This is a genomic window from Enterobacter sp. MGH85 (genome assembly GCF_001037655.1).
GTDB lineage: Bacteria > Pseudomonadota > Gammaproteobacteria > Enterobacterales > Enterobacteriaceae > Enterobacter > Enterobacter intestinihominis.
Genome location: NZ_KQ089925.1, coordinates 3,298,550 through 3,322,746 on the forward strand (window position 1 = coordinate 3,298,550; position 24,197 = coordinate 3,322,746).

The 24,197-nt window shown below is 56.9% G+C and carries 26 protein-coding genes; 7 read left to right on the forward strand and 19 right to left on the reverse strand.

What is annotated here, in order from left to right; translation table 11 throughout:
- Positions 1–9: 9 nt before the first annotated feature.
- From SK51_RS15515 to sad, 5 genes are all read right to left on the reverse strand, one after another.
- The gene (locus tag SK51_RS15515; protein WP_032676235.1) at positions 10–975 is read right to left on the reverse strand and encodes a sensor domain-containing diguanylate cyclase; all 966 of its coding nucleotides are present in this window, start codon (positions 973–975) and stop codon (positions 10–12) included.
- 58 nt (positions 976–1,033) lie between these two features.
- A complete protein-coding gene (locus SK51_RS15520; RefSeq protein ID WP_022648114.1) occupies positions 1,034–1,396 on the reverse strand; it encodes a DUF4186 domain-containing protein in 363 nt (120 codons plus the stop codon).
- Positions 1,396–2,322 carry a glutaminase B gene (glsB, locus tag SK51_RS15525; protein WP_003857165.1) on the reverse strand — a complete coding sequence of 309 codons (927 nt, stop codon included), beginning with the start codon at positions 2,320–2,322 and terminating at the stop codon, positions 1,396–1,398. Before glsB ends, SK51_RS15520 begins: the two co-directional genes overlap by 1 nt.
- Positions 2,323–2,384: 62 nt before the next feature.
- On the reverse strand, positions 2,385–3,974 hold the full coding sequence (locus tag SK51_RS15530) for a methyl-accepting chemotaxis protein (RefSeq protein ID WP_023300101.1): 1,590 nt from the start codon (positions 3,972–3,974) through the stop codon (positions 2,385–2,387).
- A gap of 127 nt (positions 3,975–4,101) precedes the next feature.
- Positions 4,102–5,484 carry a succinate-semialdehyde dehydrogenase gene (sad, locus tag SK51_RS15535; protein WP_023306194.1) on the reverse strand — a complete coding sequence of 461 codons (1,383 nt, stop codon included), beginning with the start codon at positions 5,482–5,484 and terminating at the stop codon, positions 4,102–4,104.
- A 99-nt stretch (positions 5,485–5,583) separates the two neighbouring features.
- On the opposite strand from sad, the gene ptrR reads away from it, so the two are divergent.
- On the forward strand, positions 5,584–6,462 hold the full coding sequence (ptrR, locus tag SK51_RS15540) for a putrescine utilization regulator PtrR (RefSeq protein WP_022648110.1): 879 nt from the start codon (positions 5,584–5,586) through the stop codon (positions 6,460–6,462).
- On the opposite strand, the gene SK51_RS15545 is transcribed toward ptrR, so the two are convergent.
- The 3 genes from SK51_RS15545 to SK51_RS15555 form a co-directional block, all read right to left on the reverse strand.
- Complete coding sequence (locus tag SK51_RS15545; protein ID WP_032671186.1) at positions 6,416–6,898, reverse strand: GNAT family N-acetyltransferase; 483 nt, start codon at positions 6,896–6,898, stop codon at positions 6,416–6,418. The genes ptrR and SK51_RS15545 overlap by 47 nt on opposite strands.
- Before the next feature lie 62 nt (positions 6,899–6,960).
- Positions 6,961–7,773, reverse strand: a complete 813-nt coding sequence (locus tag SK51_RS15550; protein WP_048206796.1) for a PhzF family phenazine biosynthesis protein — start codon at positions 7,771–7,773, stop codon at positions 6,961–6,963.
- 22 nt (positions 7,774–7,795) lie between these two features.
- Entirely contained in the window at positions 7,796–8,584 is a 789-nt protein-coding gene (locus SK51_RS15555; protein ID WP_023306191.1) for a PhzF family phenazine biosynthesis protein, read from the reverse strand.
- A 176-nt stretch (positions 8,585–8,760) separates the two neighbouring features.
- Between SK51_RS15555 and SK51_RS15560 the strand changes: the two genes are divergently transcribed.
- The gene (locus tag SK51_RS15560) at positions 8,761–9,957 is read left to right on the forward strand and encodes a sugar transporter (protein ID WP_023306190.1); all 1,197 of its coding nucleotides are present in this window, start codon (positions 8,761–8,763) and stop codon (positions 9,955–9,957) included.
- 93 nt (positions 9,958–10,050) lie between these two features.
- Here SK51_RS15560 and SK51_RS15565 read toward each other — a convergent pair whose 3' ends face one another.
- Positions 10,051–10,716, reverse strand: coding sequence for a MarC family NAAT transporter (locus tag SK51_RS15565; RefSeq protein WP_022648105.1), 666 nt, complete (start codon positions 10,714–10,716; stop codon positions 10,051–10,053).
- A gap of 256 nt (positions 10,717–10,972) precedes the next feature.
- Between SK51_RS15565 and marR the strand changes: the two genes are divergently transcribed.
- Genes marR through marB form a run of 3 tightly spaced genes read left to right on the forward strand, consistent with a single transcriptional unit; the run spans position 10,973 to position 12,056 of the window.
- Positions 10,973–11,407 (forward strand): multiple antibiotic resistance transcriptional regulator MarR, encoded by a 435-nt coding sequence (gene marR / locus SK51_RS15570; protein ID WP_020884159.1) that lies wholly within the window; start codon positions 10,973–10,975, stop codon positions 11,405–11,407.
- Between the two features lie 20 nt (positions 11,408–11,427).
- Complete coding sequence (marA, locus tag SK51_RS15575; RefSeq protein WP_001303241.1) at positions 11,428–11,808, forward strand: MDR efflux pump AcrAB transcriptional activator MarA; 381 nt, start codon at positions 11,428–11,430, stop codon at positions 11,806–11,808.
- A gap of 32 nt (positions 11,809–11,840) precedes the next feature.
- Positions 11,841–12,056, forward strand: a complete 216-nt coding sequence (gene marB, locus SK51_RS15580) for a multiple antibiotic resistance protein MarB (RefSeq protein WP_023300098.1) — start codon at positions 11,841–11,843, stop codon at positions 12,054–12,056.
- 38 nt (positions 12,057–12,094) lie between these two features.
- On the opposite strand, the gene eamA is transcribed toward marB, so the two are convergent.
- Positions 12,095–12,994: an O-acetylserine/cysteine exporter gene (eamA, locus tag SK51_RS15585; protein WP_023306189.1), complete on the reverse strand. Its 900-nt coding sequence runs from the start codon at positions 12,992–12,994 to the stop codon at positions 12,095–12,097.
- 194 nt (positions 12,995–13,188) lie between these two features.
- Between eamA and ydeE the strand changes: the two genes are divergently transcribed.
- Positions 13,189–14,406 (forward strand): efflux MFS transporter YdeE, encoded by a 1,218-nt coding sequence (ydeE, locus tag SK51_RS15590; protein WP_023306188.1) that lies wholly within the window; start codon positions 13,189–13,191, stop codon positions 14,404–14,406.
- A gap of 46 nt (positions 14,407–14,452) precedes the next feature.
- On the opposite strand, the gene zinT is transcribed toward ydeE, so the two are convergent.
- The 8 genes from zinT to SK51_RS15630 all read right to left on the reverse strand — a co-directional run bounded on the left by zinT (position 14,453) and on the right by SK51_RS15630 (position 22,460).
- Positions 14,453–15,091, reverse strand: coding sequence for a metal-binding protein ZinT (gene zinT / locus SK51_RS15595; protein ID WP_023306187.1), 639 nt, complete (start codon positions 15,089–15,091; stop codon positions 14,453–14,455).
- A 52-nt stretch (positions 15,092–15,143) separates the two neighbouring features.
- On the reverse strand, positions 15,144–15,842 hold the full coding sequence (urtE, locus tag SK51_RS15600) for an urea ABC transporter ATP-binding subunit UrtE (RefSeq protein ID WP_023300094.1): 699 nt from the start codon (positions 15,840–15,842) through the stop codon (positions 15,144–15,146).
- 9 nt (positions 15,843–15,851) lie between these two features.
- A complete protein-coding gene (gene urtD / locus SK51_RS15605; protein WP_023300093.1) occupies positions 15,852–16,649 on the reverse strand; it encodes an urea ABC transporter ATP-binding protein UrtD in 798 nt (265 codons plus the stop codon).
- The gene (urtC, locus tag SK51_RS15610) at positions 16,649–17,722 is read right to left on the reverse strand and encodes an urea ABC transporter permease subunit UrtC (protein ID WP_023306186.1); all 1,074 of its coding nucleotides are present in this window, start codon (positions 17,720–17,722) and stop codon (positions 16,649–16,651) included. The genes urtD and urtC overlap by 1 nt, the downstream gene beginning before the upstream one ends.
- Positions 17,722–19,296, reverse strand: a complete 1,575-nt coding sequence (urtB, locus tag SK51_RS15615) for an urea ABC transporter permease subunit UrtB (RefSeq protein WP_023306185.1) — start codon at positions 19,294–19,296, stop codon at positions 17,722–17,724. The genes urtC and urtB overlap by 1 nt, the downstream gene beginning before the upstream one ends.
- A gap of 22 nt (positions 19,297–19,318) precedes the next feature.
- Positions 19,319–20,590, reverse strand: coding sequence for an urea ABC transporter substrate-binding protein (gene urtA / locus SK51_RS15620; protein ID WP_023306184.1), 1,272 nt, complete (start codon positions 20,588–20,590; stop codon positions 19,319–19,321).
- 199 nt (positions 20,591–20,789) lie between these two features.
- A complete protein-coding gene (locus SK51_RS15625) occupies positions 20,790–21,893 on the reverse strand; it encodes a cobalamin-independent methionine synthase II family protein (RefSeq protein WP_023306183.1) in 1,104 nt (367 codons plus the stop codon).
- Between the two features lie 156 nt (positions 21,894–22,049).
- Complete coding sequence (locus SK51_RS15630) at positions 22,050–22,460, reverse strand: rhodanese-like domain-containing protein (RefSeq protein WP_023306182.1); 411 nt, start codon at positions 22,458–22,460, stop codon at positions 22,050–22,052.
- 73 nt (positions 22,461–22,533) lie between these two features.
- On the opposite strand from SK51_RS15630, the gene ftrA reads away from it, so the two are divergent.
- Positions 22,534–23,532, forward strand: a complete 999-nt coding sequence (gene ftrA, locus SK51_RS15635) for a transcriptional regulator FtrA (RefSeq protein WP_032676236.1) — start codon at positions 22,534–22,536, stop codon at positions 23,530–23,532.
- A gap of 148 nt (positions 23,533–23,680) precedes the next feature.
- Here ftrA and SK51_RS15640 read toward each other — a convergent pair whose 3' ends face one another.
- Positions 23,681–24,043: a hypothetical protein gene (locus SK51_RS15640; RefSeq protein WP_015570547.1), complete on the reverse strand. Its 363-nt coding sequence runs from the start codon at positions 24,041–24,043 to the stop codon at positions 23,681–23,683.
- Positions 24,044–24,197: the final 154 nt, after the last annotated feature.

Sequence of the window (24,197 nt, forward strand, 5' to 3'; positions counted from 1 at the left end):
TTCGTTATGTCATTTTTCGCCGTGATGTTGCCGCTTCATGGCGTACATTTGCGCATCCGCGTGTTTTAACCATGCCTGCATATCGTTGCGGTGATGATCGAACTCGCTCAGCCCCCAGGAGAACTGTAACGACCAGGGATGCAGCTGACGCGCGTTATACTTCTCCGTTTGTTCGACAAGATACTGCATGGCGATCCAGGCGCCAGGCTCATCGGTATCCGCAAACAGCACCGCGAACTCATCTCCCCCGAAACGCACCAGCATATCGGCCTCGCGGAATGAGGAGCGCATCAGGGCGGCCATCGCTTTCAGGGCCTTGTCGCCCTCCTGATGCCCGAAGCGATCGTTAATGGTTTTGAAATGGTCCAGATCCAGCCAGCCAAGCGTTAACGGTTCTGCCCTACGCTGCGAAACCGACAGTGCAAACTGCGCAAACTGGTTAAACCCGCGTCGGTTAAACAGGCCCGTGAGTTCATCGGTCGTGGCGGCGCTAACGGCTGCAAATTCATCTTCTGCCAGCGCGCTGAGATCGGCCAGTACGGCGGAATCCGCCGCGGTAAACTCACGCGGTGCGTAATCAATGAGACACAACGATCCTACGCACGCCCCGTCACGTAAACGCAGCGGGAAACCGGCATAAAAGCGCACGCCCGGATCTCCCGCCACCTGCGGATTATCCGCAAAGCGTTCGTCCAGCAGCGTGTCAGCCACCACCAGCGGCGCGTCACCCAGGATCGTATGACCACAAAACGAGAGATCGCGAGGCTGGCTGGCGAGTGCCCGGCCGTCGGCAGATTTCACGATCGTAGCGTGGTCATCCACCAGCGTAATCATCGCCAGCGGCACCCTGAAAAAGCGTGTTGCCAGCCGCGTGAGACGATCAAACGCGGGATAATTGTCGATCTCAAGCAGACCGGACTCGCGCAGCGCATTCATGCGCTCCGTTTCATTCACGGGAATTAGAGGTGCTTTCATGACGTCTCCTGACGCTGAGCATTAGTAAAAGCGTAGCTTAAACAGAGACATTGTCAGTTCAGGAGGCACGATTTACCTCAATGACCAGCCAATGATGGATCACGTTGACGATATACTGTTGCTGCTGCGCACTCAGCGGCACGCCCTGCGGGATAGCATGCCACTTAGCCAGACAGCCCCGACAGCAGGTTGCCGTGGCATGCTGGGCGATAAAAACCGGATGGCCGCGCATCGGCGTCTGCTTACCGTCATTCACCGGGTGTGCAGGCGCCAGCCGCGCGGCGACAAAATCAGCGGCATGCTTATCGATAGTGTCCGCGCCCTTATCCCAGCAGTATTGTCGCTCTTTCATCCCTAAATGAAATCGTGAACGAAACGTGGAGCGAGCCAGGCGCGTGAACAGAGGATCTAACGTGGACATCAGTATACGGACCGTCCAAGGCGTTTGGTCAGCTGTTCCAGCGCCGCGACGCCCGCCAGTGAGTTGCCGGTCTCGTCCAGTTCCGGGCTCCAGACGGCAATCGCCATCTCGTGCGGAACAATGGCCACAACGCCGCCGCCAACGCCGGATTTAGCCGGCAGCCCCACGCGCCAGGCAAACTCCCCGGCGTTCTGATACATTCCGCTGGTTGCCATTAAGGCGTTGATCTGCCGGGCCTGCATCGGGGAGACAACGTCCTCCCCCAGATGCGGGGCATGGCCCTGATGCGCCAGAAACAGAAAAGTCTGCGCCAGTTCAACGCAGTTCATCTTCAGGGCGCAGTAATGAAAATAGTTTTGCAGAACCGTGGCGACATCATTATGAAAGTTGCCGAAGGACTTCATCAGCCAGGCGATGGCGGCGTTACGTGCAGAGTGTTCAAACTCAGAGCGCGCTACCACCGGATCGTAGGCGATGTCCTGCACGCCGGAAAGCTGCCGCACAATCTGGAGCATACGCTGGCGCGGCGCGCTCAGACGGCTTTGCAGCATATCGCACACCACCAGCGCCCCGGCGTTGATAAACGGGTTACGCGGCTTACCCTGTTCGATTTCAAGCTGGAGAAGGGAGTTGAAGGGCTGACCGGAGGGATCTTTGCCCACCCGCTGCCAGATCTCCTGCTCGTCATACTGGCGCATGGCGGCAACGAGGCTAAGCACTTTTGAGATCGACTGAATTGAAAAGCGCTCCAGTGCATCTCCCGCCTGAAAACGCTGCCCGTCGACAGTACAAATGGCGATGCCGAGCTTATTACCGCTGATCGAGGCCAGCGCGGGAATGTAATCGGCAACCTTACCCTGCCCCAGTAACGGACGAACCTGCGCCAGAATCTCGTCCAGCATCTCATTATGGATGACCGCAGCCACACTTTGCTCCTTGCCCTCAGGCTAAAACGGGCTGCGAGTATAACAGAGGCTTATACGTCACGTCAGGCAGGGAGACGAAAACGCGAGACGGCCTGCAACAAAAGATCTGACTCCCGATGCAGGCGCTCAGAGGCATTCGACGCTTCGCTAACCAGCACATCTGTCTGACGCGATACCTGATTCAGCGCCTGAAGTTGGCGCGTCATCTGATGAATGCTTTCCCCCTGATTTAGAGTGGCCAGCGAAATATCATTCAGCAGGCTACTCAGATTGGCCACCAACCCGGTGACCTGCTGGAGATTTTCTTCCAGACGGTTTACCACCTGAGAACCTTCTTCAATGCCCTGTAGCGAGTGGTTAATTAGCGACTGGATGGTTTGCGTAGAGTGACTGCTTTTTCTGGCCAGCAGCCCCACTTCACGTGCGACCACCGCGAACCCGCGCCCCTGTTCTCCCGCATGGGCGGCTTCAATGGCAGCGTTGAGGGCCAGAATATTGGTCTGAAACGCCACGCTGTCGATCATGGCGACGATCCCACGCATCTCTGAGGATCGGTCGACGATCGTCTGCATTGAGCCATTTACCGCTGTCATCATTTGCTCCCCGCCGACGGCAGCCTGTCGGGCTTCATCCGCGCGCGAGCGGGCGAGTTTTGCATAACCCGTGTTCCCCTCAACGTGGGTTTCGAGATCGGCGATATGCGCGGTAACTTCCTCCAGCTCTTTGGCCTGTCGCGTGGACTGCTGATAAAGCTTCTGGTTCCCCTGCGCAAGTGACCCGATATTTTCGACCATAGAGGTCGTGGCCTCGCTGACCTGAGTCACCAGCTGCTGGAGCCCGCGCTGCATGGCGGTAATACTGCCGCTGAGCTGGCTGATTTCACGGTTAAAACGCACAACGTCAGGGGGTATTCCCGACAAATCCCCTGCCGCAAGCTGGTTAATATGTACAATCAGACGGCGTAGAGGGGATATCACCCATTTCGCCATTGCAAACCAGACGGCAATGGCAATAGCCAGCAGCACCAGCGGCGCAAACAGGAACAGCCGTTGCAGGCCTGAGAGTTGTTCCATGAGCGACTGACGCCCCTGTATCGCCTGCTTCTCACTCCGTTGCTGATAACGTGCAAAGTTGTCATTAAAATCGGTCTGAAACGCCTGGGCGGGTACGGCGAAAAAGAGGTCGATGCTGTTGGTTTTCACCAGCCCTTCCGCCTGCTCGCTAATGGCACCGAAGAACAGCTGATAGCTATTAACAAGCCCCTCGTCCTGCGGAGGATTAAGCGCGAGCCAGGCTTGCCATGCCTGCTGAGACGCCGCCAGGGATTTTTGCGCCTCGTCCATCAGGCTATGCCAGCTCCCTTCCGAACCGGTCTCTTTATCCTGCATAAAGTACACCCCGGAGCGGTTGAGCAGATCGCTCGCCGCAAGCAGCGAAATACGCGCCTGATCCAGTCTGCTCTGTTGCTGCCAGGCCAGCTGATTGCGCTGTTCGTTACGCTGGGCTTGATTCAGGGAAGCGGTAAGCAGGAAGGAGGATGAAAGTTGCAGGGCGGAGAAAAGGCCGATAATACAAAAGATGCCGGTCAGCAGGCCAAACTGACGAGGAAAAAAGCGCTGCGCAAGACGACGAAAAATTTGCGTTAGGTTCATAATTTTCTTCTGTAACAATACGTTAGACGCGAGCGAGTCTACGAAACGAAAATGACAGAACCATTGCAATATAATGACAGGAAACGTGAATTGCCGGGTAGCGGCCTTGCCCTACCCGGCAACAACATTACACGCGATCCTTCCAGACCGTCTGAACGTTACAGAACTCATGCAGACCGAAATGTGAAAGCTCTCGCCCGAAGCCGCTCTTCTTCACTCCGCCAAACGCAACGCGCGCATCGCTTGCGCTGTAGCCATTGATAAAGACTCCGCCGCACTCCAGCTCGCGAGAGAAGGTTTCAGCCAGCGCATCGTTCGCGGTAAAGACCGTCGCTGATAAGCCAAAGTCGCTGTCGTTAGCCAGCTGCAACGCGTGCGACGCATCATTGGCGACGGTAATCGCAGCCACCGGGCCAAACAGCTCCTGACGGAAGGCCGTCATCTGTGGGGTGACGTCGCCGAGTACGGTTGGCGCATAAAAGTTACCGGTCCCGGCAAGCTTCTCGCCGCCGAGCAGCAGGGTCGCCCCTTCCGCCAGCGTAGCCTGTACCTGCTGATGCAGTTCATCGCGAAGATCAAATCGCGCCATCGGGCCAATATAGTTATCTTCCTCATCCGGTGCGCCCATTTTCAGCGCCTTGACCGCGTCAACAAAGCGTTGGGTAAAGGTGTCCGCCACGCCCGCTTCCACAATAAAGCGTTTCGCCGCCGCGCAAACTTGTCCGGTATTCTGATAACGCCCGGCCACGGCCGCGTTGACAGCCAGATCCAGATCGGCATCATTCAGAACGATAAACGGATCGGAGCCGCCCAGCTCCAGCACGCATTTCTTCAGCGCCGCGCCCGCCTGCGCGCCAATTGCCGCACCAGCCCGAACGCTGCCGGTTACGGTCACCGCCGCGATACGCCGATCGTTAATCGCATGGCTGACGCCGTCATTTGTCGCGTTCACCCAGCCAAAGATCCCCTCCGGGAAACCGGCATCCGCGAACACCTTCCCGATAAGCTCCGCCGAGCCGAGCACATTTGGCGCATGTTTAAGCAGATAGCTGTTCCCTGCCAGCAGGATCGGCACCGCACCGCGCAGCACCTGCCAGAGCGGGAAGTTCCACGGCATCACCGCCAGAATAGGCCCCAGCGGACGGTACTCAATCACCGCATTGTCGACCTGGGTAGATTCCGGGCGCAGCATTGCCGGGCCGTATTCAGCGTACCAGTCGCAAAGGCTGGCGGACTTAGCCACCTCCGCACGCGCCTGCCCAATGGGCTTGCCCATCTCCCGGGAGATAGTCTGCGCCATCTCTTCCGCACGGCTACGCAGCGCCGCACCCAGATCGCGGAGTTTTTGCGCCCGGTGCGCCACGCTTTCGTGTCGCCACTGACGAAAACCGGTATCCGCCTGCGCAATGGCACGTTCAACGTCACCGGACGTTGCCCACGGGTAAGCAGCCAGCGTTTCGCCGGTAGCCGGGTTGACAGAGTGGGCATGGGTAGCAGATGAATACGTCATGAAGTTCTCCATGTAATAACAGTTGATTGATTGTGGCCCACTCTGCTATTTCTTAAAAATGAATAATACTCACCACCTTGTTCACGAATCGAGAACGGTATGGACTTAACACAGCTTGAGATGTTTAACGCCGTCGCACTGACCGGCAGCATTACCCAGGCGGCGCAGAAGGTACACCGGGTGCCGTCAAACCTCACCACCCGCATCCGACAGCTTGAAGCGGATCTCGGTGTGGAGCTGTTTATTCGCGAGAATCAGCGCCTGCGGCTTTCCCCCGCCGGGCACAATTTTTTGCGCTACAGCAAGCAGATCCTGGCGCTGGTCGACGAAGCGCGAATGGTCGTCGCCGGGGATGAACCGCAGGGATTATTCTCGCTCGGCGCGCTGGAAAGTACCGCCGCCGTACGCATTCCGGAAAGTCTGGCGCGGTTTAATCAACGCTATCCGCGCATTCAGTTTGCGTTATCCACCGGGCCTTCCGGTACGATGATTGACGGCGTGCTTGAGGGGACGCTCAGCGCCGCCTTTGTCGACGGGCCGCTCTCACACCCCGAACTGGAAGGAATGCCGGTTTACCGGGAAGAGATGATGCTGGTCACCCCGGCGGGTCACGCGGAAGTGTCAAAAGCCACGCAGGTGAGCGGTAGCGAGGTTTATGCCTTTCGCGCCAACTGTTCCTACCGGCGTCATCTGGAAAGCTGGTTTCATGCTGACCGCGTAACGCCGGGAAGGATCCACGAGATGGAGTCCTACCACGGGATGCTCGCCTGCGTGATTGCCGGGGCAGGCATTGCGCTGATGCCCCGCTCCATGCTGGAGAGCATGCCGGGGCATCATCAGGTGGCGGCGTGGCCGCTGGCGGAAAACTGGCGCTGGCTCACCACCTGGCTGGTGTGGCGACGCGGGGCGATGACCCGCCAGCTTGAGGCGTTTATAGGGCTGCTAAACGAACGTCAGCCACCAGTGTCTTCTCCATAAACAGGCTCAGCGGATCCTCGTTGTAGGGGGCAAACGCGGGGCGCCGTTCGTATCCACACTGTTGATACAGACGAATGGCGGCATGTTGTTTGATCCCCGTCTCCAGCCGGACGGTGTGGCAGCAGCGGCTGAGGGCTTCATATTCCAGCGCCGCCAGTAATTTATCACCCAGCCGTTGCCCGCGATGGGTTGGATCAATATAGACCCGTTTCATTTCCCCGGTCCCGTCCCCGTTCAAAACAACAGCGCCACACCCGACAGCGTTAAGCTGAGTGTCACGAATAATCATCAGGATCAGCGAGTCGTCCGGCAGTTCGGTTAAATCCAGCAGATGATTACTTTCCGCGGGATAGAGAACGCTTTGATAACGGTCCAGCGCCGTAATCAGGGCGAGAATATCTGGATGATGGGCGGATTCAGCGGTAATAGAATACATGGCAGGCTCCTTGTCGTTTTCGTTCAACATACCGCCCGCCCTGTATACCGGCGTCATAGTTTTTAATGATGACCGTAATCCTGGAGACGAAGGAAAATTTTCCCCTTCATATACAGCGTGGCCTGCCCGCCAATCAGCACGCGGTCGCCTTTCAGCTCGCAGCGCAGATCCCCGCCGCGCAAGGAGACCTGGCGGGCCGACATCTGCGTTTTTCCAAGCTTTTCGCTCCAGTACGGGATCAGCATGGTGTGCGCTGATCCCGTCACCGGATCCTCCGGTACCCCTTCCCCCGGGCAGAAGAAACGGCTGACGAAATCATACTCATCCCCCGGCGCCGTAACGCAGACCATTTTCCCCAGCGGAAGCATGGCTGTGATATCCGGCGTCAGCGCCTCCACCTGCCGCTGGCTGTCGAGCACCACCATGTAATCGCGCCCTGCACGCACCTCTTTTGCCGCGTTAATGCCCAGCGAGCTGAACAGCACTGGGGGTGGAGTATCGACAACCTCGGTTGACCACGCCGGGAAATTAAGCGTCAGCCAGTCGCCGCTGCGTTGTACCGTCAGTTCGCCGACAAAGCGCGTGGTGAAGGTGATTTCCGTATGTGGATAATCCAGGTATTCGAAAATAACGTGAGAAGCCGCGAGGGTTGCGTGGCCGCAGAGGTTAATTTCATCCTGCGTGGTAAACCAGCGCAGTTCAAACCCGTTATCCGTTCGGACAAAGAACGCCGTCTCTGACTGATTATGCTGCTTCGCCATCTTCAGCAGCGTCTCATCCGGCAGCCACGCTTCCAGCGGACACACCGCCGCCGCATTGCCGCCGAACGCCCTGCCGCTGAAGGCATCCACCAGATAAAAATCAATTTCCTGCATCGTTGGTTCCTCTTAGATTTATTCAGCGCAGAAATACTGTGCCCTTCAGATACAGCGCCGCCTGCCCGCCCATCCGCACGCGGTCGCCTTCCAGTTCGCAGCGTACGTCGCCACCACGGGCAGAAACCTGACGGGCAAACATCTGTGTTTTGCCAAGCTGTTCACTCCAGTAAGGGATCAGCATGGTGTGCGCGGAGCCGGTGACAGGATCTTCCGGCACGGCCACGCCCGGCGAGAAGAAACGACTGACAAAGTCGTATTCCCCCTCGTCCCGGGCGGTGACGGCCACTTTATGCTCCCCCGGCGTCATGGCGGAGAAATCCGGATTAATGGCTTCCACTTGCTCGCGGCTCTCCAGTACCAGCACCCAGGCGCGGCCTTTTCGCGCCTCGACGTAGTGGCTGATACCGAGTGCGGCGAGCATCTCCGGTGGCGGCGTCTGTGCCTGCGTCGGGCAGGCCGGGAAGTCCAGCGTCATCCAGTCACCTTCACGGCTGACGGTCAGGCGACCAGAAGCGGTGTCAAAATGAAGGCGTGAGTCCGGATAATCCAGTTCGTTAAACAGAACATACGCCGCGGCAAGCGTCGCGTGACCACACAGATTAACCTCGGTGAGCGTGGTGAACCAGCGCAGCTCAATCCCCCCTTTGGTGCACACAAAAAACGCGGTTTCCGACTGGTTATGCTGTTGTGCCATCCGCAGTAACGTCTCATCCGGCAGCCACGCGTCGAGCGGGCACACCGCCGCCGGGTTGCCGCCAAAGGAGGACTCGCTGAACGCATCTACCAGATAAAAATCAATCTCCTGCATTGTGTTACCGCCTGTTTTTGTTGTGTTGTTCTTTATCTTCAATGAAAACAACCGCGTTCGCTACCGCTGCATGAAGGTAAATTTTGTGATTCACATCACATAACGGTTGAGTTTTCGCCGTTTAAGGCTTTAAGATCGTCTCCTCATCTTTCAGGCAACGAATCCCAGATATCCCTATGACAACACACACGGTTTCCCGCAGGGTCGCGTGGCTACGCGTGGTCACGCTCGCCATCGCAGCGTTTATTTTCAACACCACGGAATTTGTTCCGGTTGGGCTGCTGTCCGACATTGCAGCCAGCTTCCATATGGAAACGGCACAGGTTGGCATTATGCTGACCATCTATGCATGGGTGGTAGCGCTGATGTCGCTGCCGTTTATGCTGCTGACCAGCCAGATGGAACGTCGTAAGCTGCTGATTGGGCTGTTTGTGGTGTTCATAGCCAGCCATGTGCTGTCATTTATGGCATGGAACTTTACGGTGCTGGTGATCAGCCGCGTCGGCATCGCGTTTGCCCATGCCGTTTTCTGGTCGATCACCGCATCGCTCGCCATTCGTCTCGCCCCGGCGGGGAAACGCGCCCAGGCGTTGAGCCTGATTGCCACCGGAACGGCGCTGGCGATGGTGTTAGGCCTGCCGATCGGGCGCATTGTGGGTCAATACTTCGGCTGGCGCACCACCTTCTTTGCCATCGGCATGGGGGCGCTGATCACCCTGGTGTGTCTGATCAAACTGCTGCCAAAACTGCCCAGCGAACACTCCGGCTCGCTGAAAAGTCTGCCTCTGCTGATGCGTCGACCGGCGCTGATGAGCATCTATCTGCTGACCGTGATTGTGGTGACCGCCCATTACACGGCCTACAGCTATATTGAGCCGTTTGTTCAGGTTGTGGCGGGCTTTAGCGCTAACTTCGCCACCGTTCTGCTGCTGATCCTGGGCGGCGCGGGGATTATCGGCAGCATCCTGTTCGGGAAGCTGGGCAATAAGCACGCGTCTGCGCTTGTAAGCAGTGCGATTGGCCTGCTGCTGGCGTGCCTGCTGTTACTGATGCCTGCGGCAGGCAGCGAGAGTCATCTGGCGATCCTCAGTCTGTTCTGGGGCGTGGCGATCATGATTATTGGTCTGGGAATGCAGGTCAAAGTGCTGGCCCTGGCCCCGGACGCCACGGACGTGGCAATGTCGCTGTTCTCGGGAATTTTTAATCTGGGAATTGGGGCCGGTGCGCTGGTGGGAAATCAGATCAGCCTGTATGTATCGATGTCGGCCATTGGCTATCTCGGGGCGATTCCCGCGCTGATTGCGCTGATCTGGTCGGTGCTTATCTTCCGTAAATGGCCGGTCGCGATGGAAGAACAGACCAGCCACGGTTGACGTTAGTTGTGCCGGGTGGCGGCTTCGGCCTACCCGGCCTAGGTTATTACGGACTTGTAGGCCGGGTAAGCGCAGCGCCACCCGGCGATGTCCTCAGTGATACGTCTTAATGATCTCCAGCACGCCGTTAATAATAAACTGCACGCCCATACAGACCAGCAGGAAGCCCATCAGACGGGAGATAGCTTCAATCCCCCCCTTGCCCACCCAGCGCATAATCGCCCCGGAGCTGCGCAATGACCCCCAGACGATAATGGCGATAAGCGCAAAAATGATCGGCGGCGCAACGGTAATAACCCAGTGCGGAAAAGTAACACCATCACGCACCGTTGAGGCGGAACTGATGATCATCGCAATCGTTCCCGGCCCCGCCGTGCTCGGCATGGCTAACGGCACAAACGCGATATTGGCGCTCGGTTCGCTTTCAAGCTCCTCCGATTTGCTTTTGGCTTCCGGCGATTCATGCGCTTTATGCGCCGGGAACAGCATCCGGAAACCAATAAACGCCACAATCAGCCCACCGGCGATACGCAGACCGGGAATCGAAATACCAAAAGTATTCATCACCAGTTGTCCGGCGTAATAAGCCACCATCATAATCGCGAAGACGTAGACGGAGGCCATCCTCGACTGCTGGTTGCGCTCCGCGCTGTTCATGTTACCCGCCAGCCCCAGAAAGAGCGCCACGGTCGTTAACGGGTTCGCCAGCGGAAGCAACACCACCAGCCCAAGCCCCACTGCTTTAATCAAATCCAACATAATGCACCGCAGTCCTTATCCTTATTCATTACCGCAATTATAGGGGGAAAGTCTCGTCCTGAGCTATCCGCGCAACGTAACCATAATTGTCCGGCGTAACTAATAACCCCAGATTATCTATATGATTTAAAAGCGTACAGAAAAAGTTCCTGAAGCGTTTTAGCAATTCGTGGCATCAGCAGATCCATTCAGTTGACTTATACTTGCCTGAGCAATAATATCTGCCGTGACTAAACTACTTGCCAGGGCAACCATTGTGAAAAGCACCAGTGATCTCTTTAACGACATAATCCCACTGGGTCGTCTTATTCATATGGTTAACCAAAAAAAAGATCGCCTGCTCAATGACTACCTGTCACCGCTGGATATCACCGCAACACAGTTCAAAGTGCTGTGTTCCATTCGCTGCGAAGTGTGTATCACGCCGGTTGAGCTGAAAAAGGTGCTCTCTGTCGATCTGGGTGCGTTAACCCGCATGCTGGATCGTCTCGTCTGCAAAGGATGGATAGAACGAAGCCCTAACCCGAATGACAAACGTGGCGTACTGGTGAAACTGACCAGCGATGGCGCGGCCATGTGTGAGCAATGTCATCAATTAGTAGGACAAACACTGCACCAGGAACTGACAAAAAACTTAACGGCAGATGAAGTGGCAACGCTTGAGCTTTTACTCAAGAAAATCCTGCCGTAAACAGAAAAAGAGGTATGACGATGTCCAGACGCAATACTGACGCTATCACCATTCATAGCATTTTGGACTGGATCGAAGATAACCTGGAATCTCCACTTTCCCTTGAGAAAGTGTCTGAGCGTTCAGGTTACTCAAAATGGCACCTGCAACGGATGTTTAAAAAAGAGACTGGCCATTCATTAGGACAATATATTCGCAGCCGTAAGCTGACGGAGATTGCCCAAAAACTGAAAGAAAGCAATGAGCCGATCCTCTATCTGGCGGAACGCTACGGATTTGAATCGCAACAAACCCTGACGCGTACGTTCAAGAACTACTTTGACGTGCCGCCTCATAAGTACCGTATTACCAGTATGCCGGGTGAATCCCGTTATCTGTATCCGCTAAAACATTGCAGTTAATCATCGCCTGTTAAGACGTAACCGAGGAAATCATGAAATTTATCGTCTCCGCCGCCCTCACCTTGCTGGTGCTGGTTTCCGGCCAGAGCTTCGCGGAGCAAACCCCCAGTGCGGGGCAGCAAAATAATCGTGACACCATGATTATGCCGTCCACGCAAAACCAGTCGCCCTGGGACTTCAATCACATGGGCGCTGGCAGCGACAAATCCGACGAATTAGGCGTGCCGTATTATAATCACGACCTGTAATTCGTTTTTGCCCCGCTAATGCGGGGCTTTTTTCTGCCTTAACTCCGCACCCGCGTCGCCCGACGCACCCGCAAGCCAAAGACGTTGATATACAGCCCGGCCATAATCAGCCCTGCGCCACACAGTTGCAGCGCGCTGAGCGTTTCATCCAGCAACAGGGCGGCGCTGGCAAGCCCGACCACCGGTACCAGCAGCGATAACGGCGCCACGCGCCAGGTTTCATAGCGTCCGAGCAGCGATCCCCAGATGCCGTAGCCAATGATTGAGGCGACTAATGCCAGGTACATCAGCGACAAAATGGTCGTCAGGTCGATCTCCACCAGGCTTTTCAGCATCACCTGCGGTCCATCCAGAATAAACGACGCGGCCATAAACGGCACAATGGGGATCAACGCGCTCCAGACCACCAGCGACATGATCCCAGGACGCGACTCATGCTGCATTATCAGCTTGTTAAAGATGTTGCCGCACGCCCAGCTCAGCCCCGCCGCCAGGGTGAGCATAAAGCCCAGCAGCGCGACATGCTGACCGTTGAGGCTGCCTTCTATCAGCACCAGCACGCCAAAGACCGCAAGGCTAATGCCCGCCAGCTGTTTGCCCTGCAAACGTTCGCCAAAGACAAACGCGCCGAGAATAATGGTAAAGAAAGCCTGCACCTGAAGCACCAGCGAAGCCAGACCCGCAGGCATACCGAATTTGATGGCGCAAAAAAGAAACGCAAACTGACCAAAGCTGATGGTGAGGCCGTAGCCCAGCAGAAGCTTCAGGGGAATCTTTGGGCGGGCAACGAACAGCAGCGCCGGGAAGGCCACCAGCAGGAAGCGCAGACCCGCCAGCATGAGTGGAGGCATGTTATGCAACCCCATTTTGATGACCACAAAATTGAGTCCCCACACCACGACAACCAGTAACGCTAACAGCCCGTCTTTCCGCGTCATTTTCCGCCCCTGAATTATTAAATTTTTGTAAACACTTCAAGGTAACAGAAAAAATATCCCCGCGAGAAGATCATTAATTCTGGTACTGAGGAGAAGCACTTGCGGATAAATTGGGTGCTATACAAGCTGCCGATCCCATGATAATCCTGTAATAACACAACAAAAAAAAGCATAAGCATTTGTCGGGCAGGAAAATGAAACCATCAATCAGGCGCTCAACCGCAGCGCTGCTGGCATCGTCATTGTTATTAACAATTGGCCGCGGGGCAACGCTGCCCTTTATGACCATATATCTCACACGCGTGTACGATATGAGCGTGGAGAATATTGGCTATGCCCTTACCGTGGCGTTGACCATTGGCGTGGTGTTTAGCCTGGGGTTTGGCATCCTGGCGGACAAGTTCGACAAAAAACGCTATATGCTGGTCGCCATCGTGGCCTTTATCGCCGGGTTTGTGGCCATTCCGCTGGTGAATAACGTGACGCTGGTGGTGTTGTTCTTTGCCCTGATTAACTGCGCCTATTCCGTCTTCTCAACGGTGCTGAAAGCGTGGTTTGCCGACGTGCTGACCTCCAGCGAAAAGGCGCGCGTTTTCTCACTCAACTACAGTTTCCTGAACATCGGCTGGACGATTGGGCCGCCGGTTGGCACTCTACTGGTGATGTACAGCCTGCAACTGCCGTTCTGGCTGGCGGCCTTCTGCGCCGCACTGCCGCTCGGGTTTATCCATTTCTTTGTGCAGAAAAGCGTAGCGTCTGACAGCGTGGAGGAAAAAGCGCCGTGGCAGCCCTCGGTGCTGCTGAAGGACCGGGCGCTGTTCTGGTACACGCTCTCCGGCCTGCTGGCGTCCTACGTGGGCGGATCGTTCGCCAGCTGCATTTCCCAGTACGTCCTCGCCGCGTATGCGGACAGCGATTTCGCAGAAAAGGTGGTGGCCGTTGTGTTGCCCGTCAACGCGGTGGTGGTGGTCTCCCTGCAATACGCGCTTGGCCGCAAGATCTCCGCCAGCAACATCCGCCCGCTAATGACTGCCGCGACGCTCTTTTTCATCCTCGGGCTGGGCGGGTTTATGCTTTCCGGCGAGAACCTGCTTTACTGGGGGATTGCGGCGGCGATTTTCACCCTGGGTGAAATTATTTATGCTCCGGGTGAATACATGCTGATCGACAATATCGCCCCGCCGGGCATGAAGGCGAGCTACTTCTCCGCCCAGGCGCTGGGATGGCTGGGCGCGGCGGCGAACCCGATGATCACCGGGCTCATCCTGACCCATCTGCCGCACTGGTCGTTATTTATTATTATGATGGCCGCCATTATTGCGGCGTGGCTGATGGTTTTGCGCGGGATGCGCGTGAAAAGTGAAGATAGCGTGTCGGGTGGCGCTGCGCTTACCCGACCTGGAAAACCCTAATCCCACGCCGGGTAAGGCTAAGCCCCCACCCGGCAAAACCAACAGCCTAGTGGTGCAACATCTCCTCCACCACCTGCTCTTTATACATCTCGTTCGGGTAGTAGGTCGGCCAGTTATCCATCTCTTTCAGCAGCGCCTCGTGGGAGGTGTTGCCCATAAAGATATGGAAGTGTGAAGAGGCTTTCGGCCCGATGGTATGATCGCTGAACTGCACAAACTTAGGCGCCTGGCTTGCCTTATCCTTACATTCAAACAGGTAGCGCACGCCTTTTTTCCCCGACGCATAGGTCAGAATTTTATAACCGCTGTAGTCGTAGCGGCAGCTGCTCACCGTTTTGCCTCTGTGGAATTCCATCACGTTGTTTTCAATGCCGATGGCGTCCACGTCCGTCGCGTAGCCCTTACGGTAGTAGGCTTTCACCTCGGCAGCGGATTTTTCCCCCTTCTGCGCTTTCTTTTCGAAAACCGGATCCAGCGAACCATCAAGCAGGAACGGGTAAACAGACTGCCAGGTCCCGTCCCAGTCAGACAGCGTCCTGTCCCTGACGTCTTTATCCTCAAAGACGCCGTTTGCCGCCTTCTGTTCCGCCTCCGTCATCTGATGACCGTGCGAATGGGCAAAAAGCGAGCCGCTTACCAGCAGCGTTCCCAGAGTCAGCGCAATTTTTCCAAGTTGTGCAGCCACAGCAAAACCCTCATTCCGTGTTATAAGAATGAGGATGTTATAGTATAACATTTCAGATCGCAACCAGTCCGCGAACCCCCTCCTGCTCCATGTTCTCACCGCGCCCCTGCTGGACGATGCTGCCGCGCGACATCACCAGATAGCTGTCGGCCAGCTCCGCCGCAAAATCATAAAACTGCTCCACCAGCAGGATCGCCATATCCCCCCGGTTCGCCAGGCTGCGGATCACCTGCCCAATCTCTTTAATCACCGACGGCTGTATACCTTCCGTGGGTTCATCCAGGATCAGTAACCGTGGACGGCTCGCCAGCGCGCGACCAATCGCCAGCTGCTGCTGCTGACCACCGGAAAGATCGCCTCCGCGACGGTGTTTCATCTCCTTCAGCACCGGGAAAAGCTGCCAAATCTCCTCCGGCACGCTCCTTGCGTTTCCCGCGGAGAAGCGCGACAGTCCCATCAGCAGGTTTTCTTCTACGGTCAGACGCGGAAAAATCTCCCGCCCCTGCGGAACATACGCCACGCCGGACTGCACCCGCTGGTGCGGTTTACTGTGAGTGATGGTCTTTCCCTGCCAGACCACCTCCCCGGCTTTCACCGGGATCAGCCCCATCAGGCACCTCAGCAGCGTGGTTTTCCCCACCCCGTTGCGCCCCAGCAGGCAGGTAACTTCCCCGACCACCGCCTCAAAGCTCACCCCGCGCAGAATATGACTTCCGCCGTAGTACTGATTCAGCTCGTTAACCTGTAACATCCCCTCTCCTTAGCGTCCCAGATAGACGTCAATCACCTGCTCATTGGCCTGTACCTCGCGAAGCGAGCCTTCTGCCAGTACGCGCCCCTGATGCAGCACCGTAACGTGGTCGGCGATGGTCTCGACGAAGCCCATATCGTGCTCAACCACCATCAGCGAATGCTTGCCTGCCAGAGTTCGGAACAGCTCGGCTGTGTATTCCGTCTCTGCGTCGGTCATACCGGCGGCGGGTTCGTCCAGCAGCAACAGATGCGGATCCTGCACCAGCAGCATGCCGATCTCCAGAAACTGCTTCTGCCCGTGGGAAAGCAGCCCGGCGCGGCGATCGCGCTCGCTGCCAAGCCGCAGCAAAACCAACATCTCGTCAATGCGGTCGCGCTGCTCGCCGCTGAGTGTTGCCCGCAGGCTCGCCCAGACGGACCTGTCGGCTTTCATGGCGATTTCGAGGTTTTCCCCTACGGTCAGCGCTTCAAACACGGTCGGTTTCTGGAACTTACGGCCAATGCCCTGACGGGCAATGGCCGCCGGTTCAAGGGCTGTCAGATCGATGGACTGATCGTAAATAGCCTTCCCGCTTTTTGGCCGGGTTTTGCCGGTGATCACGTCCATCAGCGTAGTTTTACCGGCGCCGTTAGGGCCAATGATGCAGCGCAATTCTCCAATGCCGATATTAAGTGAGAGATCGGTCAACGCCTGAAAACCATCGAAACTGACGTTAATGGCCTCGAGCTGTAACACAGGATCGGTCTGCTCACGGTAACGATCGCCCGGTAGCTGGCGGGTAAAGAGTCCTTCAGAGGGCTGCATTAATTCTCTCCCTTACGAAACAGACCGAACACGCCGCGCGGTAAAAAGAGCGTCACGGCGATGAAAATCAGCCCAAGAAACAGTTGCCAGTACTCCGGCATCGCCACGGTGAAAAAGCTCTTCGCACCATTGACCAGCGCCGCACCAATCACCGGGCCTACCAGGGTGCCGCGCCCGCCCAGCGCCACCCAGATGGCCGCTTCAATCGAGTTGGTCGGCGACATTTCACCCGGGTTGATAATACCCACCTGCGGAACGTACAGCGCCCCCGCCAGACCACACAGTACGGCGGAAAGCGTCCAGACCAGCAGCTTGAAGCCGCGCGGATCGTAGCCGCAGAACGTCAGACGGTTTTCCGCATCGCGCACCGCCGTTAAAATGCGGCCAAACTTACTCTTCGCCAGCGCGTAGCCTGTGCCCAGGGCCAGAAGCAGCAGCATGACCGTTGCGAGAAACAGCGCGATCCGCGTGGTAGTCGCCGTAACGGAAAACCCGAGCAGCGTGGTAAAGCCGGTAAAGCCGTTATTGCCGCCAAAACCGGTTTCGTTGCGAAAGAACAGCAGCATGCCCGCATAGGTCAGCGCCTGGGTCATGATGGAAAAATAGACCCCTTTTATCTTCGAGCGGAAAGCAAACCAGCCGAAGACCAGCGCCAGCAGGCCGGGGATCGTCACGATTAACACCAGCGCCCAGGCGAAATGCTGCGTTCCCCACCAGAACCAGGGCAGTTCGCTCCACGAGAGAAACGACATAAACGCGGGCAGCCCGTCCCCGGCCGCCTGGCGCATCAGGTACATGCCCATCGCATAGCCGCCCAGGGCGAAGAATATGCCGTGCCCCAGCGAGAGCATACCGGCATAGCCCCAGACCAGATCGAGGGCCACGGCGACAACCGCGTAGCAGAGGATCTTGCCGATAAGCGTCAACATCCACGTCGAAACGGCCAGCGGATGGGTGGCGGGTAACAGCGCGAGAAAAGGCAGCACCAGCAGCGCCGCAACCAGCAGACTGCCGAAGATTTGCGCGGTGCGCGGTGCCCTGCGCGCCAGTGTTAAGGTCAATGGCTGGCTCATCAGTCTGTCACCCTCCCTTTAAGTGCGAATAACCCCTGCGGACGTTTCTGGATAAACAGAATGATCGCCACCAGAATCAGGATCTTGCCCAGCACGGCGCCCATCTGCGGTTCAAGAATTTTATTGAAGATCCCCAGACCAAAGGCCGCCGCGACGCTACCGGCCAGCTGGCCGACGCCGCCGAGCACCACCACCAGGAACGAATCGATGATGTATCCCTGGCCCAGCTCCGGCCCCACGTTCCCCAGCTGGGACAACGCCACGCCGCCCAACCCGGCAATGCCGGACCCGAGGCCAAACGCCAGCATATCTACCCGTCCGGTGGGAACGCCGCAGCAGGCCGCCATGCTGCGGTTTTGCGTCACCGCCCGCACGTTGAGACCCAGACGCGTTTTGTTCAGAATGAGCCAGGTGAAGAACAGCACCAGCAGTACAAAGCCGAGCACCACAATACGGTTCCAGGGCAGCGTCAGGTTGGCGAAAACCTGCACCCCGCCGGACAGCCATGCCGGGTTAGCGACCTCAAGGTTCTGAGCGCCAAAGGTCATGCGGACCAGCTGGATAAGCATCAGGCTTATCCCCCAGGTGGCGAGCAGGGTTTCCAGCGGGCGGCCATAAAGATGGCGTATCACCGTGCGCTCCAGCACCATTCCGATGCCTGCGGTCAGGCAAAACGCCACCGGCAGCGCCACCACCGGATAGAGCGCCAGCCACTGAGGCATCCACTGCGCCATTACCTGCTGCACCATCCAGGTGGCATACGCCCCGAGCATCAGCATTTCACCGTGAGCCATGTTAATCACCCCCAGCAGACCATAGGTGATAGCCAGCCCGAGCGCGGCCAGCAAGAGTACCGACCCCAACGACAGGCCCATGAAGGCCTGCCCCAGCAGTTCGCCCCACATCAGCCGGTGCTGAATACGCTCCAGGCTCTCAGCGGCGGCGGCACGTACCCGTGCGTCCGGCTCGGTTTGCGTTTGGGTGAACGGCGTCAGCGTGGCCTGCACGTCCGGATCGTCAGACTGTCCCAACAGCTCAACAGCCTTGAGCCGTACTTCAGCCTGTGGGCTCGTCAACTGGAGGTTTGCCAGCGCCAGCATCAGCGACTGTCGGGTGACGTCGTCCGTTTCGCTACTGGCCCGCTGTTGCAGAAAGCCGAGCATATCCGGCCGGGCGTCACGCTGAAGTTGCCGCGCGGCATGACGCCTTTCGGTGACACTGTCACTGACAAGCTGATGCGTCGCCAGCGCCGTGACGGTTAACACGCGCAGTCGGTTGGTCAGCCGCACGGCTTTGGTCGTGCCTTCAGCGCTTTTTGCCGCGCCCAGGGCAACCATTTCGCCGTCGATGCGGGTAAATGCCTTCTTCTGGCTGTCGGTATAAAGGTTCTCCTGTTGCAGCGCCTTAAGCAGCGGCAAACGTGCAGGTTCCGGCGTGGCTGCCCAGCGGGTCAGCATGGCGGTTTGCTGGCTGCGGCTAGCGGCAACGAAATCATCGGCATCCGATGCCTGCGCCATCCCTGGCAGCAGTCCGGTAAGCCACACAATCGCAATCATCATGCGTATGGCGTTCATGACGTCTCTCCCTGGTGGTGGCTTAGTTGCTGGCGGTTTTCATCGGCTGGTCAGGCTTTTTGTCATTCCCGGCGATAAACGGGCTCCACGGTTGAGCGCGTACCGGCTGTTCGGTTTGCCAGACGACGTTGAACTGGCCGTTGCCTTCAATTTCACCAATCATGACGGGCTTATGCAGGTGGTGGTTGGTGGCGTCCATGGTCAGCGTAAAGCCGGACGGCGCGTTGAACGACTGGCCCGCCATTGCCGCGCGCACTTTGTCCACGTCGGTTGTCCCCGCTTTTTCAACCGCCTGCGCCCACATATGCAGGCCAACGTAAGTCGCTTCCATCGGATCGTTGGTGACCACGGTATCGGCATTCGGCAGCTTATGGGCTTTCGCGTAGGCTTTGTAAGCCGCGACAAAGGTCTGGTTGGTCGGGTTGTCGACGGATTCAAAGTAGTTCCACGCCGCCAGGTTACCCACCAGCGGTTTGGTATCAATGCCGCGAAGTTCTTCCTCGCCCACCGAGAACGCCACCACCGGCACGTCCGTGGCTTTCAGCCCCTGGTTCGCCAGTTCTTTATAGAAAGGCACGTTGGAATCACCGTTGATGGTGGAGACCACTGCCGTTTTGCCGCCTGTGGAGAACTTTTTGATACTGGCGACGATGGTCTGGTAATCGCTATGTCCAAATGGGGTGTAGACCTCTTCAATATCTTTATCTTCAACGCCTTTCGAGTGCAGGAAGGCGCGCAGGATCTTGTTAGTAGTGCGCGGGTAAACGTAGTCCGTACCCAGCAGGAAGAAGCGCTTCGCGCTGCCGCCGTCCTCGCTCATCAGGTACTCCACCGCCGGGATCGCCTGCTGGTTAGGCGCCGCGCCGGTATAGAAGACGTTAGGTGACATCTCTTCACCTTCATACTGCACCGGATAGAACAGCAAACCGTTCAGCTCCTCAAAAACCGGCAGAACCGATTTACGCGATACGGAGGTCCAGCAGCCAAACACCACGGCGACCTTATCCTGGCTCAGAAGCTGGCGGGCCTTTTCGGCAAACAGCGGCCAGTTGGATGCCGGGTCAACCACCACCGGCTCCAGCTTTTTCCCGAGCACGCCGCCTTTAGCATTGATTTCATCGATGGTCATCAGGGCGACATCTTTCAGGGGCGTTTCTGAAATGGCCATCGTGCCGGAGAGAGAGTGCATAATCCCGACTTTAATGGTCTCTGCGGCCTGGACGCCAAAGCTCATTCCCATGGCGATGACGGAGGCGGACAAGGTGAACGCTTTAATAAAGGTACGACGGTGCATATTTTCACTCCTGAAAAGAAAGCTGTGCGAAGACGTCCGTTACCGCCGGACGCAGAAAAAAGTAACGCCAGTTTCAGGAGAGCAAAAACAGTGCCAGGTTGCAGAGACAGGATTTTAAAGGGATCGAAGAGAGGAGTGACGGGAAACGACTCAGAATGGTACAGCGCTGCACTGTAATAATGCAGCGCTGTAAACGGCGTTACCAGACGTCGCTGGCGATTTTCGTCACGAGGCGAACTTTATCCCACTGCTGGGCTTCGCTCAGGCTGTTACCCTCTTCCGTAGAAGCAAATCCGCACTGCGGGCTGAGGCAAATCTGCTCTTTCGCCACGTAGCGCGCAGCCTCTTCCAGACGCGCTTTCACCCCTTCCGGGTTCTCCAGTTCACCGTGTTTGGTGGTGATCAGCCCCAGAACCACCTGCTGTTTACCCGGGCGCACAAAACGCAGTGGCGCGAAGTCCCCGCTACGGTCGTTGTCGTACTCCAGGAAGAACGCGTCGACGTTCACCGTGCCGAACAGCACCTCCGCCACCGGCTCATAGCCGCCCTCGGAAATCCAGGTTGAGCGGAAGTTGCCGCGGCAGACGTGCAGCCCGACGGTCAGATCGTCCGGTTTGCCCTCCAGCGCCTTATTCAGCACCCGGGCATAGGTCCGGGCAAGTTCGTCTGCATCGTCACCGCGCTCGCGGATCTGGCGGCGCTGGTCCTCCGAACAAAGATAGGCCCAGACGGTGTCATCCAGCTGCAGATAGCGGCAGCCTGCATCGTAAAAGGCCCGAATGGCATCGCGCCAGGTGGTCGCCAGATCGTCAAAGTAATCCTTCAGATCCGGGTAGACCGTAGCATCAATATCCTTGCGGCCACCGCGGAAGTGCAGCACGCTCGGGCTCGGAATGGTCATCTTCGGCTGTGCATTACCGCTAATGCTTTTGAGGTAGCGGAAATCTTCCAGCATAGGATGATCGCCGAAGCCCAGTTTGCCCGTTACGCGCACGCCATGGGCTTTAGTCTGCACCCCGTTGAACTGAATGCCCTGCTGGGAATCATAACGCTCCACGCCCTGTAGCCCGTCAAAGAAGTCAAAGTGCCACCAGGCGCGGCGGAATTCACCGTCCGTTACCACATGCAGACCGCAGGCGCACTGCTGCTCGACAACATGACGAATGGCCTCGTCCTCAACCGCGCGAAGCTGCCCGGCATCGATTTCACCGCTGGCAAATTGCAGACGGGCCTGTTTAATAGCATCCGGGCGTAAAAAACTGCCGACTACATCGGCGCGGTACGGGGCATGGTGTCGCTGCATGGAAATCTCCTCTGTCTGTCGGCGTTAATTGCCCACAGTGATAATTCATCTCTTGAATCTTTAGACTTCTGGATGTCTAAACGTCCTGAAAAGATGTCATACCGGCTCGCCGCCGACAAACGAGAAAATTTCATCTGTGTTGAAATAAATTCATGTTCACAGAGCGGGTGATGAAGATCCTGCAAACGCGAACCGCTCATCTTCCCAGCCGGTCATGCCCCCGAGCATAATCTTAACCGGCAGACCCAGACGCGCCAGCTTTAGGGCCGCCCTGTCCGCCCCGTTGCAGTGCGGGCCTGCACAATAGACGACAAACAGCGTGCCCTCCGGCCACGCTTTCATCCGCTCTGCGGTGATCTGGCTCCAGGGTAAATGCAGCGCGCCGGGCAGATGCCGCCGGGCAAAATGTTCAGGCTTTCCGACAACGTGCAGCAGAACAAAGTCCTGCTCACCGCCGGATACCGCGTGATGGACATCGGCGCAGTCCGTCTCGACACTCAGACGACGCAGAAAATGTCCCACAGCTTCCTGCGGCTCAGCAGCCGGAAATTCAGTAACATAGCTCATGAATCTTCCTCATTTGTGGTGTTTGTGTTAACACTACTCTATCCCTTAATTCAGCCCATGAATGCGTCCGCCTATGCCAGAAAACAGCAAAAAGATGACAAACTTAAGACATCCCTCGCCGCGCGCGATCGTGCTGGCATATGACGGTTTATGTACCTTTGAGTTTGGCGTGGCGGTAGAAATCTTTGGCTTGCCGCGCCCGGAGATGGCCGATGACTGGTATCAGTTTGCCGTGGCGAGCGTGGATGATGGCGAACTCCGGGCAACGGGCGGGATCCGTATTCTGGCCGATGGCGATCTGGGTCTGCTGGAGACGGCGGATCTGGTTGTCGTTCCCGGCTGGCGAGGGCTGGACGAACCCGTACCCGAAGCGCTCTGCCAGGCGCTCCGCGCGGCGCATGCCCGCGGCTGCCAGCTACTCTCGATCTGTTCAGGCGTTTTCGTTCTGGCAGCCTCAGGCCTGCTTGACGGGCGGAAGGCAACCACCCACTGGCGCTACACGCAAGCGCTGAAAACACGCTATCCCGCCATTACCGTGGTCGAAGATGTGCTCTACCAGGACGAAGGCGATATTCTCACTTCCGCCGGAAGCGCCGCGGGGATTGATCTGTGCCTGCACGTGGTGCGCCGGAATTACGGTATGGAAGTGGCAAACCGCGTGGCGCGTCGGCTGGTGATCCCGCCCCATCGGGACGGCTCGCAAACCCAGCAGCTTAGCCGACCGGTGGCTCAGTTGCGGGAGAGCCAGCGCCTCGGCCAGTTGTTTGATTATCTTCACCAGCATCTGGCTGTTTCCCATACCGTCGAATCGCTGGCCCTGCGGGTGGGTATGAGTCAGCGCACCTTTCTGCGCCGTTTCCAGGACGCGACCGGAACAACGCCCGCGCGCTGGTTATTGACTGCGCGATTGCAGCGGGCAAAAGATTATCTCGAAAACAGTCGGCTCAGCATCGACAATATTGCGGAACAAACCGGATTTGGACAAAGCGCCACGCTGCGCCACCATTTCCGGCAGCAATTTGCGCTTTCACCCGCGCAATATCGCAAACAATTTTTACAGCCGGTACGATAAACGGGCAAAAAAAAACCGCCATAATCTGGCGGTAAATGCTTGCATGGATAGATTTGTATTTTGGTATCTACGCTCCGGTATTCCATACCGGGATGTGGATCACCTGCAATCTACCACTGTGAGCCTCAACGAAGCATAAACGAATCGATTAACCCGCTTTGGTATTAATTTGCAGATAACGCATCAGCCCCTGCTCTGCACTCTGGCGGGCATCATCATTAATCGCTTCGAGATAAAACGCACGAGAGACCCCATACGGCGCCTGCTCGGATGGGTAAACAGCGAACTGGAAGGTTTTGCCCCTCGCCTTATTGGTACAGCCCAGCTCCCAGCGATCTTCACTTACTTGGGTGCTATTACATTCGACACGTCCGTAATCGCTGGTTAAATACGATCCGACACGGCTTTTTGCTGACTGAATATATTCTGGTTCTTCATTTGAATAGATGCTGGCCGCAGCACCCACCGCAACCACTACGCCCAGAAGTGATAGCACGATTATTTTTTTCATTTATTCGATCCAATCCTTAGCCAGAAAAATCTTATTGTAAATGATTTCCCAATAAATCTAGCTTCTCTTTGCATACCAGAAATGGGAGTTTACAACGGCGATATTGCTTTTAAGAATAGTCTTAAGTGAGTTTTATGGCGACCACAATTTTTGA

What these genes read in the sequence shown, in the direction of transcription:
- SK51_RS15515 (WP_032676235.1), bottom strand. Translation starts at nt 975, where the DNA reads ATGAAAGCACCTCTAATTCCCGTGAATGAAACGGAGCGCATGAATGCG.
- SK51_RS15520 (WP_022648114.1), bottom strand. Translation starts at nt 1,396, where the DNA reads ATGTCCACGTTAGATCCTCTGTTCACGCGCCTGGCTCGCTCCACGTTT.
- SK51_RS15530 (WP_023300101.1), bottom strand. Translation starts at nt 3,974, where the DNA reads ATGAACCTAACGCAAATTTTTCGTCGTCTTGCGCAGCGCTTTTTTCCT.
- sad (WP_023306194.1), bottom strand. Translation starts at nt 5,484, where the DNA reads ATGACGTATTCATCTGCTACCCATGCCCACTCTGTCAACCCGGCTACC.
- ptrR (WP_022648110.1), top strand. Translation starts at nt 5,584, where the DNA reads ATGGACTTAACACAGCTTGAGATGTTTAACGCCGTCGCACTGACCGGC.
- SK51_RS15545 (WP_032671186.1), bottom strand. Translation starts at nt 6,898, where the DNA reads ATGTATTCTATTACCGCTGAATCCGCCCATCATCCAGATATTCTCGCC.
- SK51_RS15550 (WP_048206796.1), bottom strand. Translation starts at nt 7,773, where the DNA reads ATGCAGGAAATTGATTTTTATCTGGTGGATGCCTTCAGCGGCAGGGCG.
- SK51_RS15555 (WP_023306191.1), bottom strand. Translation starts at nt 8,584, where the DNA reads ATGCAGGAGATTGATTTTTATCTGGTAGATGCGTTCAGCGAGTCCTCC.
- SK51_RS15560 (WP_023306190.1), top strand. Translation starts at nt 8,761, where the DNA reads ATGACAACACACACGGTTTCCCGCAGGGTCGCGTGGCTACGCGTGGTC.
- SK51_RS15565 (WP_022648105.1), bottom strand. Translation starts at nt 10,716, where the DNA reads ATGTTGGATTTGATTAAAGCAGTGGGGCTTGGGCTGGTGGTGTTGCTT.
- marA (WP_001303241.1), top strand. Translation starts at nt 11,428, where the DNA reads ATGTCCAGACGCAATACTGACGCTATCACCATTCATAGCATTTTGGAC.
- marB (WP_023300098.1), top strand. Translation starts at nt 11,841, where the DNA reads ATGAAATTTATCGTCTCCGCCGCCCTCACCTTGCTGGTGCTGGTTTCC.
- eamA (WP_023306189.1), bottom strand. Translation starts at nt 12,994, where the DNA reads ATGACGCGGAAAGACGGGCTGTTAGCGTTACTGGTTGTCGTGGTGTGG.
- ydeE (WP_023306188.1), top strand. Translation starts at nt 13,189, where the DNA reads ATGAAACCATCAATCAGGCGCTCAACCGCAGCGCTGCTGGCATCGTCA.
- urtE (WP_023300094.1), bottom strand. Translation starts at nt 15,842, where the DNA reads ATGTTACAGGTTAACGAGCTGAATCAGTACTACGGCGGAAGTCATATT.
- urtD (WP_023300093.1), bottom strand. Translation starts at nt 16,649, where the DNA reads ATGCAGCCCTCTGAAGGACTCTTTACCCGCCAGCTACCGGGCGATCGT.
- urtC (WP_023306186.1), bottom strand. Translation starts at nt 17,722, where the DNA reads ATGAGCCAGCCATTGACCTTAACACTGGCGCGCAGGGCACCGCGCACC.
- urtB (WP_023306185.1), bottom strand. Translation starts at nt 19,296, where the DNA reads ATGAACGCCATACGCATGATGATTGCGATTGTGTGGCTTACCGGACTG.
- urtA (WP_023306184.1), bottom strand. Translation starts at nt 20,590, where the DNA reads ATGCACCGTCGTACCTTTATTAAAGCGTTCACCTTGTCCGCCTCCGTC.
- SK51_RS15625 (WP_023306183.1), bottom strand. Translation starts at nt 21,893, where the DNA reads ATGCAGCGACACCATGCCCCGTACCGCGCCGATGTAGTCGGCAGTTTT.
- SK51_RS15630 (WP_023306182.1), bottom strand. Translation starts at nt 22,460, where the DNA reads ATGAGCTATGTTACTGAATTTCCGGCTGCTGAGCCGCAGGAAGCTGTG.
- ftrA (WP_032676236.1), top strand. Translation starts at nt 22,534, where the DNA reads ATGCCAGAAAACAGCAAAAAGATGACAAACTTAAGACATCCCTCGCCG.
- SK51_RS15640 (WP_015570547.1), bottom strand. Translation starts at nt 24,043, where the DNA reads ATGAAAAAAATAATCGTGCTATCACTTCTGGGCGTAGTGGTTGCGGTG.